General features: G+C 47.3%; 15 protein-coding genes. 3 read left to right on the top strand and 12 right to left on the bottom strand.

What is annotated here, in order from left to right:
* Position 1 precedes the first annotated feature (1 nt).
* On the bottom strand, positions 2 to 691 hold the full coding sequence (locus EL84_RS30820; protein ID WP_053061461.1) for a stalk domain-containing protein: 690 nt from the start codon (positions 689 to 691) through the stop codon (positions 2 to 4).
* Positions 692 to 1,101: 410 nt separating this feature from the next.
* Here EL84_RS30820 and EL84_RS11970 point away from each other — a divergent pair, with 410 nt between their 5' ends.
* A complete protein-coding gene (locus EL84_RS11970; protein WP_047841858.1) occupies positions 1,102 to 2,295 on the top strand; it encodes a MalY/PatB family protein in 1,194 nt (397 codons plus the stop codon).
* A 191-nt stretch (positions 2,296 to 2,486) separates the two neighbouring features.
* Here the strand turns inward: EL84_RS11970 and EL84_RS11965 are convergent, their stop codons facing one another.
* The 11 genes from EL84_RS11965 to EL84_RS11915 all read right to left on the bottom strand — a co-directional run bounded on the left by EL84_RS11965 (position 2,487) and on the right by EL84_RS11915 (position 14,394).
* Complete coding sequence (locus EL84_RS11965; protein ID WP_047841857.1) at positions 2,487 to 3,092, bottom strand: ABC transporter ATP-binding protein; 606 nt, start codon at positions 3,090 to 3,092, stop codon at positions 2,487 to 2,489.
* A complete protein-coding gene (locus EL84_RS11960; RefSeq protein WP_047841856.1) occupies positions 3,082 to 4,038 on the bottom strand; it encodes an ABC transporter ATP-binding protein in 957 nt (318 codons plus the stop codon). Before EL84_RS11960 ends, EL84_RS11965 begins: the two co-directional genes overlap by 11 nt.
* 2 nt (positions 4,039 to 4,040) lie before the next feature.
* Entirely contained in the window at positions 4,041 to 5,042 is a 1,002-nt protein-coding gene (locus EL84_RS11955) for an ABC transporter permease (protein WP_152683009.1), read from the bottom strand.
* Positions 5,039 to 6,034, bottom strand: a complete 996-nt coding sequence (locus tag EL84_RS11950) for an ABC transporter permease (RefSeq protein WP_047841855.1) — start codon at positions 6,032 to 6,034, stop codon at positions 5,039 to 5,041. The genes EL84_RS11955 and EL84_RS11950 overlap by 4 nt, the downstream gene beginning before the upstream one ends.
* 42 nt (positions 6,035 to 6,076) lie before the next feature.
* Complete coding sequence (locus EL84_RS11945) at positions 6,077 to 7,735, bottom strand: ABC transporter substrate-binding protein (RefSeq protein WP_047841854.1); 1,659 nt, start codon at positions 7,733 to 7,735, stop codon at positions 6,077 to 6,079.
* Between the two features lie 285 nt (positions 7,736 to 8,020).
* Positions 8,021 to 8,560, bottom strand: coding sequence for a nickel-responsive transcriptional regulator NikR (gene nikR, locus EL84_RS11940; RefSeq protein WP_047841853.1), 540 nt, complete (start codon positions 8,558 to 8,560; stop codon positions 8,021 to 8,023).
* A gap of 52 nt (positions 8,561 to 8,612) precedes the next feature.
* Positions 8,613 to 9,638 carry an alpha/beta hydrolase gene (locus EL84_RS11935; RefSeq protein WP_053061460.1) on the bottom strand — a complete coding sequence of 342 codons (1,026 nt, stop codon included), beginning with the start codon at positions 9,636 to 9,638 and terminating at the stop codon, positions 8,613 to 8,615.
* Between the two features lie 80 nt (positions 9,639 to 9,718).
* Positions 9,719 to 10,822 (bottom strand): hypothetical protein, encoded by a 1,104-nt coding sequence (locus EL84_RS11930; RefSeq protein ID WP_047841852.1) that lies wholly within the window; start codon positions 10,820 to 10,822, stop codon positions 9,719 to 9,721.
* A gap of 285 nt (positions 10,823 to 11,107) precedes the next feature.
* On the bottom strand, positions 11,108 to 13,135 hold the full coding sequence (locus tag EL84_RS11925; RefSeq protein WP_047841851.1) for a hypothetical protein: 2,028 nt from the start codon (positions 13,133 to 13,135) through the stop codon (positions 11,108 to 11,110).
* A complete protein-coding gene (locus tag EL84_RS11920; RefSeq protein WP_047841850.1) occupies positions 13,110 to 14,012 on the bottom strand; it encodes an ABC transporter ATP-binding protein in 903 nt (300 codons plus the stop codon). The genes EL84_RS11925 and EL84_RS11920 overlap by 26 nt, the downstream gene beginning before the upstream one ends.
* On the bottom strand, positions 14,005 to 14,394 hold the full coding sequence (locus tag EL84_RS11915) for a GntR family transcriptional regulator (protein WP_036606399.1): 390 nt from the start codon (positions 14,392 to 14,394) through the stop codon (positions 14,005 to 14,007). Before EL84_RS11915 ends, EL84_RS11920 begins: the two co-directional genes overlap by 8 nt.
* 1,194 nt (positions 14,395 to 15,588) lie before the next feature.
* On the opposite strand from EL84_RS11915, the gene EL84_RS11910 reads away from it, so the two are divergent.
* Both EL84_RS11910 and EL84_RS11905 read left to right on the top strand, forming a co-directional pair.
* Entirely contained in the window at positions 15,589 to 16,485 is an 897-nt protein-coding gene (locus tag EL84_RS11910; protein WP_047841849.1) for a futalosine hydrolase, read from the top strand.
* Entirely contained in the window at positions 16,482 to 17,324 is an 843-nt protein-coding gene (locus tag EL84_RS11905) for a 1,4-dihydroxy-6-naphthoate synthase (RefSeq protein ID WP_017690309.1), read from the top strand. The genes EL84_RS11910 and EL84_RS11905 overlap by 4 nt, the downstream gene beginning before the upstream one ends.
* Positions 17,325 to 18,122: the final 798 nt, after the last annotated feature.

Genomic DNA, 18,122 nt, shown 5'->3' with positions numbered 1-18,122 from the left:
ATTACTCTTCGCCCCACACTACGGTGATTTCATTCAGATCCTTGTTGGTTGCAGACACCGAACCTGTGATGGTTACGGCATATTTGCCATCTTCACGACCCACAATGCTGAAGCCATCTGCCTGGATATCCTGAGTGTTCTGGCTCAAGTTTTTGGTCTGGTAGTAGTCTTTGTAGGATGTTCCAACGGTTAGCAACGTTTCTTTGGTTGTGTACGTGAGCACTACTTTTTTGTCACCATCCATTATGTTCTCAATGAGACTTGTTGCCTTCGCATCCTTCGGTAATGGGAAATCAGCCGGAAGATACTTGGACTTTACTCCTGCCGCCTGTGTGTTTGTACCTGTTGAGGGCGATGTCGATCCGCTGTTGCCTGTGGATGTTGACCCACCAGAAGAGCTTGAAGAACCGATGCTTACTTTATTGTTCTGGGAATCATACTTCACTTCGGTCTTTAACGCATCGGCAATCGAACGAACGGGGAGATATGTACTGCCTTGATATGTAATTGGCGCAAGCTTTTTGCCCTGGTCACCTGTCGGTGTAAATTTCTGTCCGTTCACTTCGATGGCGAGCCCATGGTTCAGATAAGCTTTGATTGTCTCCAGTTGTGTACCTGCATATACACCTGCCGATCCGGTTAACACCATGCCAAACACACCCGCAGCAATCAACCACTTTTTGCTTTTCATCCCTAAACGCCTCCTGAGTTCAAATGTCAGCCTTATGCATAATACGATTCAAGCGATCGCTCGATGTACGCGAAAGACTCATGTAGTTATGCTCATCATGTATGGGTACGAGCTTATTCGGATAACAGCCCGTTGTTCCACCAAATGTTAGCAATATAATAGCATCTGACAAGAGGTTGTAAATAATATATGAACAAAACAGGACCAAGGGCGTACAAAAATAGTCTTTGTCGTATTCCCGCTGTACTCTCGCTCGTTAAGTTGTTCTTATATGAATAAAGTCCTGAATTCCGGACCATACATATGAAGCTAATCATACATGCACAACAGTTGCGAAATTAACCAATGTATTAGATAATTATTTGTCGATTTGTGGTCGAAGGAACGGAACTCAAGGGGGATTAAATACGATGAATAACAATACCAGTACATTTGATCAGTCTATTAACCGGATCTCTACCGGATCAGAAAAATGGGATGCGCTTGAGGATATCTTCGGCGCTGCTGATGCGCTTCCGATGTGGGTGGCCGATATGGATTTCGCTGCTCCACCATCCGTCATTCAGGCCCTGCAAACACGGATGGAGCACGGGATTTTTGGTTATACAGTGCGGACTGAGGCGTATCATGCAGCTGTTGCAGGGTGGATGGAACGGCGTCACAACTGGAAAGTTAACGATGACTGGATCGTATTCACTCCAGGTATTGTGCCCGCACTCAGCATTGCTGTACAACGATTCACCGATCCTGGAGATGCTGTAGTCATCCAAACCCCGGTGTATGCTCCCTTCTATGAAGTAGTACGTGGTCAGGGCCGTGAACTGATCACCAATCCTTTGGTAGAGAATAACGGTCATTATACGATGGATCTGGAACAACTGGAATCCAGCTTACAGACCGGTCGGGTCAAAATGCTGATTCTGTGCAGTCCTCATAACCCGGTTGGACGGGTATGGACTCGTGAAGAGCTTGAAGGGCTTACGTCATTGTGTCTGCAATACAACGTACTGATGGTTTCAGATGAAATCCATGCCGATCTTGTTCATCAGCGCGGAACTCATACACCACTGACCCTGATCTCGGACGCCGTCTCTGATCTAAGTATCATCTGTACGGCTCCAAGCAAAACGTTCAACATTCCTGGCCTCTGCACATCCAACATCATTATCCCCAATGCTAAGTTACGGGAATCGTTCGCGCAGGGTGTAAAAACGATGGGACTTGCCAATATCAGCACACTGGGGGCTGTCGCAACCGAAGCTGCTTACAATGATGCCGAGGAATGGCTGGATGAGTGCCTTGCCTATATCCGTGGAAATATGGCGTATGTACAGCAATATGTTGCGGAACATATGCCTCAGATTAAGATGCATCTGCCCGAAGCGACCTATCTGTTATGGATGGATTTCCGGGAGCTGAATATCCCACATGCACAACTATGCAATATGCTTCTTCATGAAGCAGGGCTTGCTTTCAATGACGGGAGCTTCTTTGGAACAGAGGGCACAGGGTTCATGCGCATTAATGTAGCCTGTCCACGTTCCACGGTTGAAGAGGCGATGCGCAGGTTATCTGTGTTGTTAAGCAATGTGTCGGGCAAATAAGCTGTCAGTTACATCTATGTACGTTGCGAACAAAACGTGTACTGTTTGTTAAATGGTGAATATTTGTCAAAATAGAAAAAGGGGTGCCCCGTAGTCAAGTCCATGACTCATATTCATGGTCAATGACTTCACAAGGGGCACCCCATTTGTATTCGATCATTTTATTTATTCGAATATAATTAAAATTACAGTCACATCGATATCGGCATCGGTGTAATTCTGTCGCACAACCTGTTCAACAAATCCCGATCATGGCTTATGATCAATAGCCCCAGATCACGCTGGCGAGCCACGTCCATCACGGTATGCCAGATTTGTGCCTGAGTGATCGCATCCAGCATCGTTGTCATCTCATCTGCAATCACATAACGTGTCGCTGTACCAAGCGCCCGTGCCACACAGAAACGTTGCAGTTCTCCACCGGATAATTCACTCGGCCTACGGTCCAACCAGGTCTGCTGAATACCCAATGCTTCGAGCAACTGTTCATCCTGCACAGACGCCTCCTGCAACACGCGGCGCATTCGCCAGCGTGGATTCACAGCTTTCTCCGGATGCTGGAATACCAGCTGAACCGGAAATACTCCTGTACGTGGGAGTGGTTTCCCATCCAAAAGGACTTGTCCTGCCACAGGTTCGGCATATCCTGCCAGGATGCGACCAAGGCTTGTTTTGCCACAGCCACTTGGTCCCCACAAGCCAACCACTTCTCCTTGTTGCACCTGCATGTTCATCTGTCTGAATACCCATGATTTCTGATCATAACGATAACTTACCTCCCGTGCTTCAAGTGACATGGAAACACCTCACTTCTCCGCCCCGTACCTTACGAAGCTCTGGACGTTCGCGGGTACATACAGCGGTTGCTGCATTACATCGGGGAGCAAATGAACAGCCTGTGGTGATCTCTTGACCTGCCAACGGCTGGGAGCCTGGGAGTGGCTGAAATCCGTTCTGCGGCAACGCATTCCAGAGCGCTTTAGTATATGGATGACGCAGACGTTCTCCATTCCCTTTAAAATCATCCACCTGCGCCGCCTCTACATTGGTACCCGCATAAAATACAGCGATGCGATCCGCTGCCGTCAGGGCTGTCTTGACATCATGGGTGATCCATAGAATGCCTACGCCTTCATTCGTAAGCTCGCGAAATTGCTTCATCGTCTCGGCCAGCACTTTGGGATGAATGCCTGGTGTCGGCTCATCTGCAATGATTAGCTTGGGCTGACCTGAGGTCGCTGTAGCCATCAACACCCGCCTTGCCATTCCTCCGGACAACTCAAACGGGTATTTCCCGGCTGTTCCTTGAGGAAGATGATAACGATCCGTCAGCTCCTGCTCCGTCTTTTTCAAGTGGATTTGATTCATGAATCTACGCTTCCTTCCCACATCTCGGGTTACCGGCTGAACTTGCCTCCCCACCTTCATCAGCGGGTCCAAATAACTAACGGATTGCGGAATCAACACCAGTTCGTCTCCACGCAGATGAACCTGCCGCTCTGGAGTCAAAGGCTCGCCATTATAGCTAATTCTACCTTCCAACTTGGCGTTGGCAGGCAGAATGCCCATAATGGCCTGCGCCAGCACACTTTTACCCGATCCACTTGCGCCTACAACAGCCACGATCTCGCCCTCGTTTATGGAAAGATCCAGATTCTGAATGACATAAGTCTGTTCGTGCCCAAACCAACCACGAGCGCGCCGAAATGACACCGACACTTCCTCAATATCAAGCAGAGCCATATTTACCTCACCTCCCTTGAACTACCTGTACCCGTCAATGTCTTCAGACTGTTGCCCAATACATCAAAAGCACGAACAACCAGCAACAATGCCAGTCCGGGGAAAAAGGCGAGCCACCACATGCCAGCAGATAAATATCTCATCGACTCTGATAAAATAATTCCGATTGCCGGTTGTTGCGGGGACAACCCCAGCCCCAGAAACGTAATGGCTGCCTCATGCAGAATCGCATGGGGAAAGATTAGCAGTACGCCCACGAACAGTTGTGGAACCAGATGTGGCAGCATATGTTGCACCGCAATCTGTAACCTCGATTGGCCCAACTTGTGTGAAACCTGAATGTATTCTGCGGATTTCAGTTGAATCATCTCCGCTCTTACAATCCGGGCCAGATTCGGCCAATGCGTCAGCGCAATCGCTGCCGCCACTCCTGCCAGACCTCCACCGAATACAAAGGCCAGCATAACTAGCGATACCAGATGAGGTACACTCAGGAACAGGTCGATAATCCATGAGATTACCCGGTCAGCAGCCTTGCTTGAAGCGGCAGCCAAACCCAATAGCAGTGCGATCAATCCGCCACCACATGCAGCAAGCAATCCCACTTGAATGCTGGTTGCCAATCCTTTTAACGTACGCATGAACATATCTCTTCCGAGCCAATCTGTGCCAAATGGATGCGCCCAGGTTGGAGCCAAATTCCGATCCATTAGTGAAGTCAGCGTAGAACCAGCCGGAAGCAACCTGCCCGTCAACCACACAACGGCAATCCAGATCACCGCGAGGCTTCCCCAGATCACCGCTCTTTGGCGAGGGTTGCGGAAATTTTGGTCTCTGGCAGCCGTATAATCTTTTCTCGTTGGGCGTGAGGTTCCTGTTCCATTCCCAGCTTGTAGAGACCCGGTATTAATGTTGTACCGTACCTCTTGATTCGCAGTTTTCACTTTCTGTATTTTGGCTGTTTCTGCCGTCTGCTCGGAGGAGCGTTCTACCGTCTGTTTCATGACATCAGCTCCTCCTTCATCCGTGGATCAATCAAGCGATACAGAATGTCGGCAACCATATTACCTGTGAAAACAAAAATCGCACTGCACATCACAAGTCCAAGCAGCAGTGGAACATCTCCACGCAACCCCGCCTGAACCGTCGCCTGACCAAGGCCGGGGTATGAAAATACCTGTTCTGCAAGCACAGCCCCACCAAACAGTTCACTGAACGAAGCAAACTGCAGCGTGATGGCTGGCAAAACAACATGTCTGAACCCATGTCGACGGAACAGCTGAAATCCACGCTCACCTCGCGCTCTCGCAAACAGAATATAATCTGACTCGAGCACATCTGTGAGCTTCTGCCGGGTATGCAAAGCAATAGAGGCTACCCCGGTCAGGCTGAGAGTCAACGCTGGCAAAATCATATGAATAACCCGATCTCCCCATGTAACCTGATCAGCTGACATCCCGGCGGGTACTCCAAGCCCAACCGGAAGCCATCCAAGCCACACACCAAATACCATCAGCAACAACAGCGCAATCCAGAATACTGGCGTGGAAGCCAGCGTATAACAATACCAACAGATCAGGCGATCCAGCTTCGAATCCCGTCTCATGGCGGCAACTACACCAAGAGTGAAACCAATGATGCCGGATAATATCCAAGCTACAGCCATAAGTGCGACAGAATTCATGAATCGTTCCTGGATAATATCCGCTACAGGTTGTCTGTAGATCATTGATGTCCCCAGATCTCCCTGAATCAGCGTTTGTCCCCAGGTTAGTAATCGTTCCACGGGAGATTCATTCAATCCCCAACGTTCTTCGATTAAACTGCGCTGTTCGGCGCTTACCCTGATCATGTCTCCACCAATGTAGGCTTCGATCGGATCAACAGGAGAGAATTGCATTAATATAAAAGACAACACACTGACTCCAACCAATAAAGATACAAGTCGCAACATTTTAAAACCAACAAATCTCGCCCATCCATTCCTGCCTGTCATCCAATCTCTCCCCAATTCAGGCTAAAGCTACCGGTACGTTTCCTACTTTGTACTGTTATCCCAGGACCATTCCTCCAGATTGGTTGTCACCGGCCAGCCGTGACCATGGGGGTGGATCTGCTGCTCACCAATGTTCAGGCCATTCGTAACCAGATACAGATGATCTATATTTACGAGCCATGCCCATGGCGCATCACCCTGATAACTGAAACCTGTTGTTCCATCCCATTCCGCTTTCTGCCAGAACGGCAATGCCTCTTCTTCACTTGTTGCCTTAAGGGCTTTGTCCATCCAAGAATCCACGACAGGATTACTGTACAGCCCAACATTGTAATACCCTTCTCCTTTATGAGTACTGCTATAGAGGTTATAGGTTTCCAAAGGATCATGACTGCCCCACCCAAACAATACAGCGTTGGAGTAAGCCATCTTTTTTGTCTCTTCACGGCTTTTGCCTTCAACATTGATTTTGATTCCCGCCTGAGCTACCATATCCGCAGCAGCCAGTGCCAGAGATTGTCTTGTTAAATCACCTGCAAAATAAAGCAGATTGAATTCGGCCTTAACGCCGTTTTTCTCGACGATACCATCACCATCCGCATCCACCCAGCCACCAGACGCCAGAATGCGCTTCGCTTCTTCGAGATTGGCATCTGTAAACACAGCTTCTGCATTGCTCCAAGGCAGATCATCACTGACGGAATACGCTGGACGACCGTACCCTTCCAGTACACCCTCAACCAAAGCCTCACGATCAATCACAACATTCACCGCTTGGCGAATCGCCAGATCAGATGTCACATCACTCCCTGCGGGAAGACCCTCGCCCGACTTGGCACCAGCAGGTTGCATAGGGAACATGATGCCACGGTTATCTACGGTTTTCACGGCCTCCAATGTCATGCCATTCACCTGTTGTTTGCTAAACGCTGCCGGTATAGCAGCGATATCCACCGTACCTGCCTGCGCAGCGGCGTAGGCCGCATCTTCATCCAGATAGAGGAAGGTGAGTTTGTGGAATACAGACTTGTTACCGTAATATTCTTCATTGGCCTCAACGATAGCCTGTTGTCCTTTGTCCCACTGAACCAGCTTGTACGGTCCTGATCCGACCGGATGTTCTGCATAATCAGCCCCATAGGCGTGTTCAGGCACAATGCCAAGTGTCGTCAGCAGACTGATGAATGTAGACTGCGGCGACTTCAATGTGAATACAACCGTGCTATCATCAGGTGCCTGTACATCAGCCATATTGGTCAGATCAATCACGGACCCACTCTTGGCAGCTGTTTCAAACGTAAATTTTACATCCTCAGCCGTCAGGGGTTCCCCATCAGAGAATTTCACATCGTTCCGAAGCGTAACCGTCCAGGTCAGCCCATCTTCACTAACTGAATATGCGGTAGCCAGATCGTTAACCAGTTGTAACTTGGCATCCCTCTTCAGCAAGGTACTCTGGAAAAGTGGTGACCCATATTGCCCCCATCCGGTTGTTGGATCAAACCCACCTTCCGGCTCGGCGCCTACGGCCAGCACCAATTCGTCTTTGGTTGAGGTTGTTCCTGATTGTCCATTCTCTGCTGATGAAGCTGTTGGCGCTGTGCTCTGTGCACAACCAGATAAACCAATGGAACATACAAGCAAAATGCCTAATCCTGTTCTACCTTCTCGTTTTCCCCATCTCCATGAAAATCTGCCCATTCTGGTCGTTCCCCCTCTAAATATGTGCTGCACTCACTTGTTTCGTGTTACTTATTAGAGAAATTGTAGCACAAAAACTAAAAAGCATGTCAATAAAGTTGACTTCATAATCCATATTTTTTCATATTTTAGAATTAATAATTAAAAAGTTATATAATCGAGCATTCGTAGCGCTCTATAAAGTCAGGTATTATAACAAACAACAAAAAAACAGACGCATTCGGCTTCTAACCAATGGTCTGTTTTTTTAAGTTCGCTTTATTTTTAATCAAACTCGTATTTGTCTTACTCCGTAGAGCGATGATAATGATGGCTGTGACCATACTGACCTGCACTTTGATTGTAATCCAGACTTTGATTCAGATTGCCATCCTGACCGCTACTCTGAGCATGAGCCAGTTTATTAAGTTCATCCACATAAGTCACAGACAGCTCCGCATACAATACCCCTTTTTGTACCTGGATCTGTTGATGCAAATGACGCAATCGTCCCAGGTTACCCCGTACGGCAATAACCTCCAGGCACTGGTCATGGTTCAGGTGCACGTGCATATTGGAAATGATGTCATGATGCACCTCATGCTGGAGCTCCATCAAACGAATGGGAAGATCACTGATATGGTGATCGTAGACCATAACAATAGTGCCGGCCACATCCTGATCGGATTGTAATGCAGAAGGTTGCAGTAATGTTTTGCGAACAAGATCACGGAAAGCCTCAGATCGGTTTTTGTATCCCTGTTCCTCAATATACTGGTCAAACTGCTCAATTAGAGGTGTAGGAAACGCCACCCCGAACCGGGTCAAATCTTCTTTATCTGCCATACTTCTCCTCCTGCGCCCTCATTTGCTTCGAGTGTACCACAGACTTGTCTGCTCATCGACTATACTGTTGCATGAATCGTACTGCCGAATGTATCGCCTGTTGTCCAGCGTCACTCTCCAGATCAAATTGATAATCATGTCCCAGCTTCTCTGATGAGTTTGAGAAAAACAAGGTTTCCACCTCAACATCAAGGCGCTTCAATACTTGTGCCAGCTCAATCGATTGACTGGTCAACGGGTCATAATTGCCTGAGGTAATGAATGCAGGCGGATACGCTGCTGTGGCCTGAAGCACGGTCGACATTTCATGCAGACGTGGATAGTCTTCAAATGTTTTGACTCCCGTATATGACCAGAGAAATGTCCGTATGAGTGGAAAGCCTGTATTGGCTACCGTGCTTAGATTGTATGGACCACAGAATAGCAGAACCCCACGCAACTCTTCCGGCTGGGCGGCTGGTGTTATGTTCATCAGCTTGGCGAGAGATGGATTGGTCACCACTGCCGCAGTCTGACTTGCAATCTGGGCACCTGCCGAATTGCCTGCGAGAAATATGTTTTCCGGGTCACCGTGATACTCACTGACATGGTTCTTCACGTAAGTCAAAGCCTGATTCGTCTGGATCACGGGAATGGGATATTTCGTATCCGGTGCGAGCGCATAATTCATACTGACCACAACGTAACCCTGTTTGGCTAATTGTACGGCATAATCTGCGATATCCTTTTTGTCACCCAAGACCCATCCACCACCATGAACCCACAACACAACAGGCAAAGGTTCCGATGTTACGGAAGGATAATAGATATCCAGCGTACTGTCATTACGCCCTTCGTCTGCATAGGGTACATCCGCAACACGAGTTATCCCATTTGAGAGCATAGTGTCCTTGCTATTTGTGTCTGTATTAGTAGTTTCAATTAATGATTTTAATAAAAATACCGTTATTTTGGGTGTCCATTGTGTACCAATCCCAATAAAACCTATGATCAAAATTAGTACAACGCTGGGAATCCAGTAACGTTTACGTTTAAAACCTTTTGCCCCCGTACGTTTCGTTTCCAACTTGGACTGCAATAGCTCCACCTCGTTCCATCATCATCGAAGCGTCTTTACATCTAAAGTTGTGTACGTTGCAGAGAGGACCGGGTTTCCTCTTATTTGGGTCTCTTGGCGATTTCCTGTCTGACTTTCACATACGTAGTGGATACGTTTTGCTCCAGTGTATGAATACTTTGTTTTGTTCCTGCCCACTTCTCTGCTGCAGACGCCAAGGTATTCAATGAGCTGAGTACACGTGACGGTTGGCCTTGCTTCGTGCTCTGTTTGAACTGTTGCAGGGCGTTTGCATATCGTTCTTTCGCCAGACTCGTCTGTTTTTTAGCCGTTTGAATCTGTTTCTTCGCGGAGTCGGCCCCTGCTAGCATAGCTCGTAAACGTTTTATTTCAGCGCTCTTCCGTTTGCGTGCTTCAGCAAGTTCCTTTTTCTTGATCCGAATGTCTTCTCTGGCAAGTTTCACAACGGGTCTCAACTTCTCTGCCTGAGTGCGGATTGTTGCACTCCATTCCTTATTTTTGATAGCTTTGGCTGCATCCAACTGTCTATTGACTGAACTATAGAGGGCGAATAGTGGTTCATATCGGGCTTGGGTTTGCTTTACCTTTTCAGCTAGAGCTGCGACCTTCGCATCATCGGTTTGTCTTATTTCTACACGTAATCGCTCCAATTCCGCGGTATTGGCGGCATGAAGTGTCTTTATTTTTTGTTCCCAAACCTGCTCTTGAGCCTTCCAGTTCCCCACTTTATCGTACGCTTGCTTCAACGTTAACTTGGTTTGTGCATCGCCTTTGTTCAAAACGGAGTCCCAGGCTTTCTGCGCTGTTACGCCAAGATCTATGCCCGCAGCCTCCACTGAAGAAGCAAAATAGATCGTGCCTGCGCTGAACAGAATCACAAGCCCTATAAGCAGGCGTGATCCGAAAATAAGATGAGCGAATGATGGGAATTTACCAGGTTTGCCTTTACTTTGACATATTACGTGACTACCGCTATATCCTGTCAGAACATGAGATGCACTTACTCTTGTCTCCATTGGATCTATGTCCTCTAAAGCTAAGTCTTCGAGATGCTGTCGCCCCTTCTCAACTTTGATCAAGCCATGATGATCTATGAAGTTATGAGAGCTTGATCGTTCCAATAGGGAACAACATGCCATGGCCTCCTGTTCATTTATCGTTTCCTTCCATGCTTCTGTTTGCATCCATCTCTACACCCTTTCTTCTAAAATATTTAGCAGAATAGCCAACGAAATCAGCGAACGACAAAAAAGCACCCGCAAGTCAGGCATTTGCCTGCTCTTACGGGTGCTTCCCTCATAAGCCGTTCCATATGAGATTCGATTGAACGAGTCGCTCGAACCTTTCCTTTTTCTAATATATTCCATTCGTTGTATCTGGTCAAGTAAATCTGGTTTCACTGGTTGAATAAAACTTTCGATTAACGGGAGAACCCTTCCCGCTTATAGTTAACAGCTTACAGCTCAGTTTTATTGATTGACCAAAATAGCTTTCATTTCCTCGGTCAGATCCTCTTCTTTCAGCATCATATAGATGTCCTCGCCACGAGTTACATTCAACTTGATCTGATAGATGGTATCTTTCTCTGTTAGATAACCCGACCGTTGACGTTTGAGCAAATCACTAATGATTTCTTTGTTTTTAGTCGCTATCTGTTTGTTAACACTTAGACTCCCATCGATATATTCTGGCTGCGGAGCAGTCCACTGAAGCGAACCCGGACTGTTAATCTCCTGCTTCGCAAACTGAGCGGAGACAATCTCATCTGCCTGGACAAGTAACTGGTCGTATAACTTGTTCTCCTTCAGCCAAGCCAATACCCGATCATAGCTAGGTTTGATCTCAAAATTCCACATCTCCCTCGGTTGAAATGGATCTTTCGAAGTAGAGTCCTGATTCATCTCCGCGTAAGCAAACGACTGCCACGGGGAGCGCTGTTCTTCATAGGTCTGATCAAAAATGTCCTGTTTCAACAATGCTTTGAACTCACGGACTTGCTCCGGATTGCTAATATAAACCTTCCGGTATGAACTTATGGCAGAACGAATGCCGAAACTTAACGCATCTTCATCCAGCTTATACGTTTCAAAGGCGACTCTTTTGTAATCCTGGGACTGTTTCAGAGCCTTTAATTCCTGATGGAATTCGGCTTCTGGAATGTAGTATTTACGTTTCATCACTTTGCCGTTATCCAGCTTGTAGTTAATTAATATAGACTCATCATTACGCATACCTGTATTGATCGGATCATCCAGTAAAGGAAGATCGGAATTCACAATTTTTTGATGAAGAGCGATAACTGCCCCCATGTATTCCGGATCATTAGAATAGAGTTGAGCATCGTCCTTTTTCTGACTGACACCGTTACTGTAGGTATAACTCTCCCCACCAAGCTTGATGCTATTCACCTTGCTCATTTCAGGCACTCGAGCGGCGTATCCATTCCAGTCGGCAATAGGTACGTACAGTATCAGACCAGCGATGATACCATATAGAATCAGCTTGGGTAGCAGCCTGCTGCTCCAGATCAGCCATGTTTTGCGAATAATCATCTCGGCAACGATATAACCTACAATTCCGCCGAGGATATATCCGAAGATTCCCCATCCAGCTGATCCTCTTGGAGCAATCATTGTAAAGTAACCTCCGCCAATCAGAACCAATGTAAACATCAATCCAAAGCGAAATATAGGTTTTATAAGCTTAAACGTAACTGCTTGGGTAGCAGATTCAACCTGTCTCTTCGCATAAAGTACATAGGTTAGAGGAATAAACAGGATTGCAAATATCGCATAGATAATTAACTCCTGACGGATTACAGGGAGGTTACTGATCGAACCCACACGCAGGACAAGTGAGAGTTTCTCCGCATTAAAGCCCACTTCTTCAAAAGCATATCCGAGCAAATAATGCTGGAGATGAAGTGACATAATGAACCATACGACAACAGGTAACAAGACGAGTGCGTACACGGTGAGTCCCTGCAATACAGATTGACCAATACACATGCCCACCGCCACAGTTAGCATGAACATAAACAGCGAGTATATACTCATGCTCAAGCCCCACATCCAGATTGTACTGCCATCAAACAGAAACGCAGGTTGATCCAGTACCGCCCATACCCAGCCGGTAATCGCAGTTGTAATCCAGATTGGAATCAGGATCATGGCAAATCCGGTCAACAGATTCACCGTTAATAGATGTTTACGACGTAACGGCAAACTATGGAACAGATCCGAAGGTGCACCAGATTGAATGTACCGAAAAAGAAAGATTCCAGCCGCTACGGGCAGTGTGATAGCGAACAGAATCTGCACTTCACCATTGGCCTGAAACAAACTTGTAATCTGCTGTGGCACGTCCCTGTACTCGGTAGCGATATATAACGGAAGTGAGAACAACAATGTGATGAGAAATAAAATGCCTATCCATCCATGCTGTCTGAAATTTTGGATCAGGATGCCCCGTTTACAGAACAATCGGTTGAATATCATACCCTGCGTCCTCCATTTCGTAAATAAAGATTTCTTCGAGCGTCAAAGGCAGTACATCCAGCAGATACGGATCATGTACACGGAATTGATCCGTTACCTGTTGTCGGTTGCCTTTGACAATGTACAGGGATACACTTCCCCGTTTCTCCTCATGCAAAATATCAATCTGCTCATCCATGGCTTTGGCATGGTCCGGGTGGCGGAATGCGACTTGGATTTTATGCGTATCGGCCTTCAGATCATCAAGATCCTTCTCTACAATAATTCGGCCTTTGTGCATAATCGCTACATGGTCACACAGATCTTCGATCTCACGTAAATTGTGAGACGAGATAACAATAGTTACTTGACGCTCAGCTGCTTCCTGGAACAGCAAGTTTTTGATCTGCTGACGCATGACCGGGTCAAGGCCATCAATCGGCTCATCCATCAGCAGCACTTCAGGCATACAGCTAAGTCCCAGCCATACGGCTGCTTGACGGCGCATGCCTTTGGACATGCGATGCAGCTTGCGTTTTACATCCAGTTTGAACACGGTAGCCAGTTGCTTGAACCGTTCCTCATTCCAGCGCGGATATACCGAACGATAAAATGCAGCCATCTGAGTTATTGAAGATTGCGGGAAAAAGTAGGGTGAATCGGCCATAAAAATTGTGCGGCCTTTGAGATCCATATTTTCATAAATCTCATTATCTTCGATACGAACAGTCCCGCTGTCCTGACGGTAAATGCCAGCCATCATTTTGAGCAGCGATGTCTTGCCTGCCCCGTTGGAACCGAGCAAACCATAGATCGACCCCTTATGTATGTGCATCGTTACGCCATCCACTGCCTTTTCCTGTTCAAATGCTTTGACGACTTGATTCAGCTCAATCATGAGGCTCCTCCTTCTCTATACGGGCCATCGCTTCCTCAAACAAAAGCGTCATATCCGCTTTGGTCAAACCGGAATACGAAGCTTCTGCAATCAACTTCACCAGAGACTCTCTGATCTCATCTCTCATGGCTTCATTCGGATGTTCCACTGACGATGATACGAAGCTCCCTTTTCCCTGCAAAGAATAAATGTAACCTTCACGTTCAAGCTCACGATACGCTTTCTGAATCGTATTTGGATTCACGGTCAGCTGCGTGGATAACGCACGAACGGAAGGAAGCTGCTCGTCGGGCTTTAGAATACCGTATACGATCATTTCTTTGACTTTGTCCACTAGTTGCTCGTAGATCGCCTTACGGCTGCGTACATCTAATTCGAACATCCCGCACCTCCTTTCTGTAAATGTGTGAAATAACCTATGGGTTTTAAATGACTGTATCTGAGGTGTATGTGTAGTTATCTAGGTGAAAAAGGCGTTACCTAAGCTGTACAGCTGTAGTGCCGTACATATTCAACTCTTAGGTGTATTAACTGTACTACTATTATTAATACAGTTAAATCAGATTGTCAACTGTTGACTTTGACTTCTTGTTTTATTGGGAGTACGTTAATAAAGAAAGATTATATGGTTTAAATGACATATATAATTTTTGGAAGCAGGTTCATTCTTGCTTATGACGGGGCTCGATCAGGGTGGCGTTCACATGGGGTGAGGCAAAACGGCTATCTGAAGCGATGTGGCTACTCGAAGTGAGACGGCTACCCGCAACCTTTGCTTGACCGCTTTTGACAGAATTACATGCAATGGTTGTTCAGGTCTTTCCCCTTCCGTTATGATGGAGATGAAGTGTTCGACAATCACTGTATCTTGATTACTATTTTGTGCGAGTTTAACCTGATTGATTGTTAGGTCTGTTATGCGTTAGATGTGTTGTGTTATAGACCTATTGTCTGCACAAACGGTTGGCCTTACAGCAGACAGCTATATTAGAGTAAACAAGACTGTGTATTTACTTTAAATTCGGGTTTGCACAAATAAGCTACTATGCAGTGGTCGAGTGTAGACTGGACCGTTATTCATTTGGCTTGTTGGTCTAAAATCCTAAGGCTATATATGATTCGCGTTGGATGGGTCGGGCAGACTCCAGCCTTTTCAATCGTTTATCTGTTCGTTTGGAGGGCCAACTCGTGCTGTCCGCACTGAGCATACATATTGTAGATATGTCTTTCAAAGAGTGGACACGGACATGAGAAAGCACCTCGGAATTGATATTCTACATATAGATTATTTTTAATTTTATATCTGAAAACATCTATATGTAGTGTTTTATATTCATGGATGGATATAGTATCTTTTTAGAAAAAGTGTCCACTCTTTGAAAGACAAAAAAGATAAATGTCCTTTTGTAGTGGACAAATATATGCCCGAATTCCATTTATATAAGCTGAACTATACATTTACACGAAAATATAGAAGTAAGTAGTAACCCTAAGAAGTGTAACTAGAAGCTTGCTGTAAGAAAGATGCTATGGAGGCATATGTTACACTTCTAATACCTCATAAGGAGAATCCGAGATGAATGAACATAGACAGGATAAAGATCAGAATAATAAAGCGAACGCCTCATTCGAGACTAGTGACCAACAGGGAGAATTAAGCGGGGCAACAACGACTTCAGATACTAGTCCGGTACAAGCAAATTCATCACAACGTGTGTTAATTGTAACCGCGGTTGATGCGGAGAAAGATGCGGTCCTCCGTGGTTTGGGAAATACGGCCACGGAACGATTTGACGTCATCGCTGCGGGTGTTGGCCCAGCCTCGGCCGCAGCAGGAACAGCCGCTACATTGGCATATGCCGTAGCGGCTGCAAGCACTAGGGCGTTGGCGCAGGGTTCCACTGCGCCAAGCCCATCCGATGTGGCACAGACGTCTGCCCGGCCGGGGCCCCTTGCCGGGACCGGATCTTCACCAGCCTACATGCTGGTGATCAGTGCCGGCATCGGCGGCGGGTTCCCCGGCCGGGCAGACGTCGGCTCCCTCGTGGTAGCCGACGCCATGGTTGCTGCCGATCTGGGCTCGCAGACGCCAGACGGCTTCCTTAGTGTGGACGAGCTCGGATTCGGCTCGTCCATTGTGGCGACGGACGCTGAGCTTGCCGCTCGCCTGCGCCATGAGCTGCAGCGGGCTGGGCTCGCTGTCAGCGGAGGCACTGCGGTCACCGTGTCCACGGCGACCGGAACAGCGGAGACGGCCGCAGAGCTATTGCGCCGCGTGCCGGATGCCGCCGCCGAAGGCATGGAAGGCTTCGGCGTGGCAACAGCTGCCCAGCAGTTCGGCGTGCCAGCACTCGAACTGCGGGCCATATCCAACGCGGTCGGTCCACGCGACCGCGACGCTTGGCGCATCAAGGACGCCCTCGATGCGCTCCAGGCCGCAAGTTCCATTTTACGGGAGGTTATTACATCATGAAAATTGCATTTTCCCCTTGTCCAAACGATACATTTATCTTTCACGCGTGGGTGCACGGGTTAATCCCGGGCGCACCTAAGCTGGATGTCCGTTATGCTGATATTGATATTACCAATGGTCTGGCAGCAAATCCGGATGGACCCGACACACCTGAAGTGATGAAAATATCTTATGCAGCACTGCCATACGTGTTATCTGACTATGCTCTGCTTCCTGCTGGAGGCGCACTTGGCAGAGGCTGTGGTCCTTTGGTTCTGACCGCAAATGGCACGACCGATCCAGCATATCTGTCTGGACGACGGGTTGCTGTCCCAAGTGAACGCTCGACAGCATATCTATTATTCCGTCTGTGGGCAGCGCAAAATGTTCCTGGCGGTGTAGGCGAGATTGTTGTCATGCCATTCGACCAGATCATGCCTGCTGTTCGTGACGGCAAGATCGATGCCGGACTTGTCATCCATGAAGCACGCTTCACGTACCAGAATTATGATCTCAAACTAATGACAGATCTCGGGAACTGGTGGGAAAGCGACACAGGCCTTCCGATCCCGCTTGGAGCGATCATCGCACGTCGCAACATGGATGCTCATGCCCTCGCCGGATGGGCACGCGCCTCCGTTGAATATGCATGGGCGCACCCCGATGAGTCGAGAGCATACGTTATGGAACATGCCCAAGAAATGGACCCTGACGTAGCTGCACAACATATCGGCCTGTACGTTAACGAGTTCAGCGCCAACCTGGGTGATGATGGTTACGGTGCAATCACTGCACTGCTTGGCCGCGCCATGAAAGAAGGACTCGTTCCCGAGTTCGACCTTGATCTGTTGCGAATCTAACTTTGATTTAATTTGAGTTAGTTTCTCTTCGCTCTATATCTAAAGAACACAGCACATCTTATTTAGCCGAATAACGTGGTATGAGAATTCTAAAGAATCTCAGACACCGTATTCGGCTAGAATTCGTTCATATCGTCGACCAACTCGCTTAATTTCGCACAATAACGATCCTACGATTCGTTAGAAATTGGTGTGTGCGGATTCTCGGCGAATAGCGTGTGCTCGATTCGTTTGAGTCCGTTCCAAGGTGTTCTGAGGAGTAAGCTTCGGAGAAGTCTATTCGTGGTTTTCGTGGATACAAACCACTTAGCTAGCCAGGATGATGGCGGTGTCCTTGCGTCTTGTTTTGTAAGAGCTTAGTTACTTAGGGTTAGTATAGGTTGTATTCAGAAGCTTAGAAGGCTCACGAATCGGAGTCTATCCTTAAACTCCCCCGCACCTATTTCGCTGAATCCCTACTCTCCAGCAAAAGTTATATAAGCCTTACCGGGTTTCGGGTTTCGGGTTTCGGGTTTCGGGTTTCGGGTTTCGGGTTTGCGGTTCTTGATTTGTTGTTTTTCGGTTTGCTGTTTTAGAGTCTAATTTTTAACTAGGCGAGATACTTGCAACAAGATACTTGCTGCAAACTAGTGGCCTCACTAACCATGTTGGACTACACTACACTACACATGACACACGAAATAGAAAGAGCTGTCCCTAACGTCAGACTTATGACGATGGGACAGCTCTTTTTTTCACTCTATGTTCAACTTCATATCTATCACTCTACTCAACCCCAGATCGAAGCGGAAGGAAACC

Source organism: Paenibacillus sp. VT-400, from assembly GCF_001029205.1.
GTDB classification, from domain to species: Bacteria; Bacillota; Bacilli; order Paenibacillales; family Paenibacillaceae; genus Paenibacillus; species Paenibacillus amylolyticus.
The sequence above is the reverse complement of the archived record's forward strand: the minus strand, read 5'-3'. Positions and strand labels throughout refer to the sequence as shown.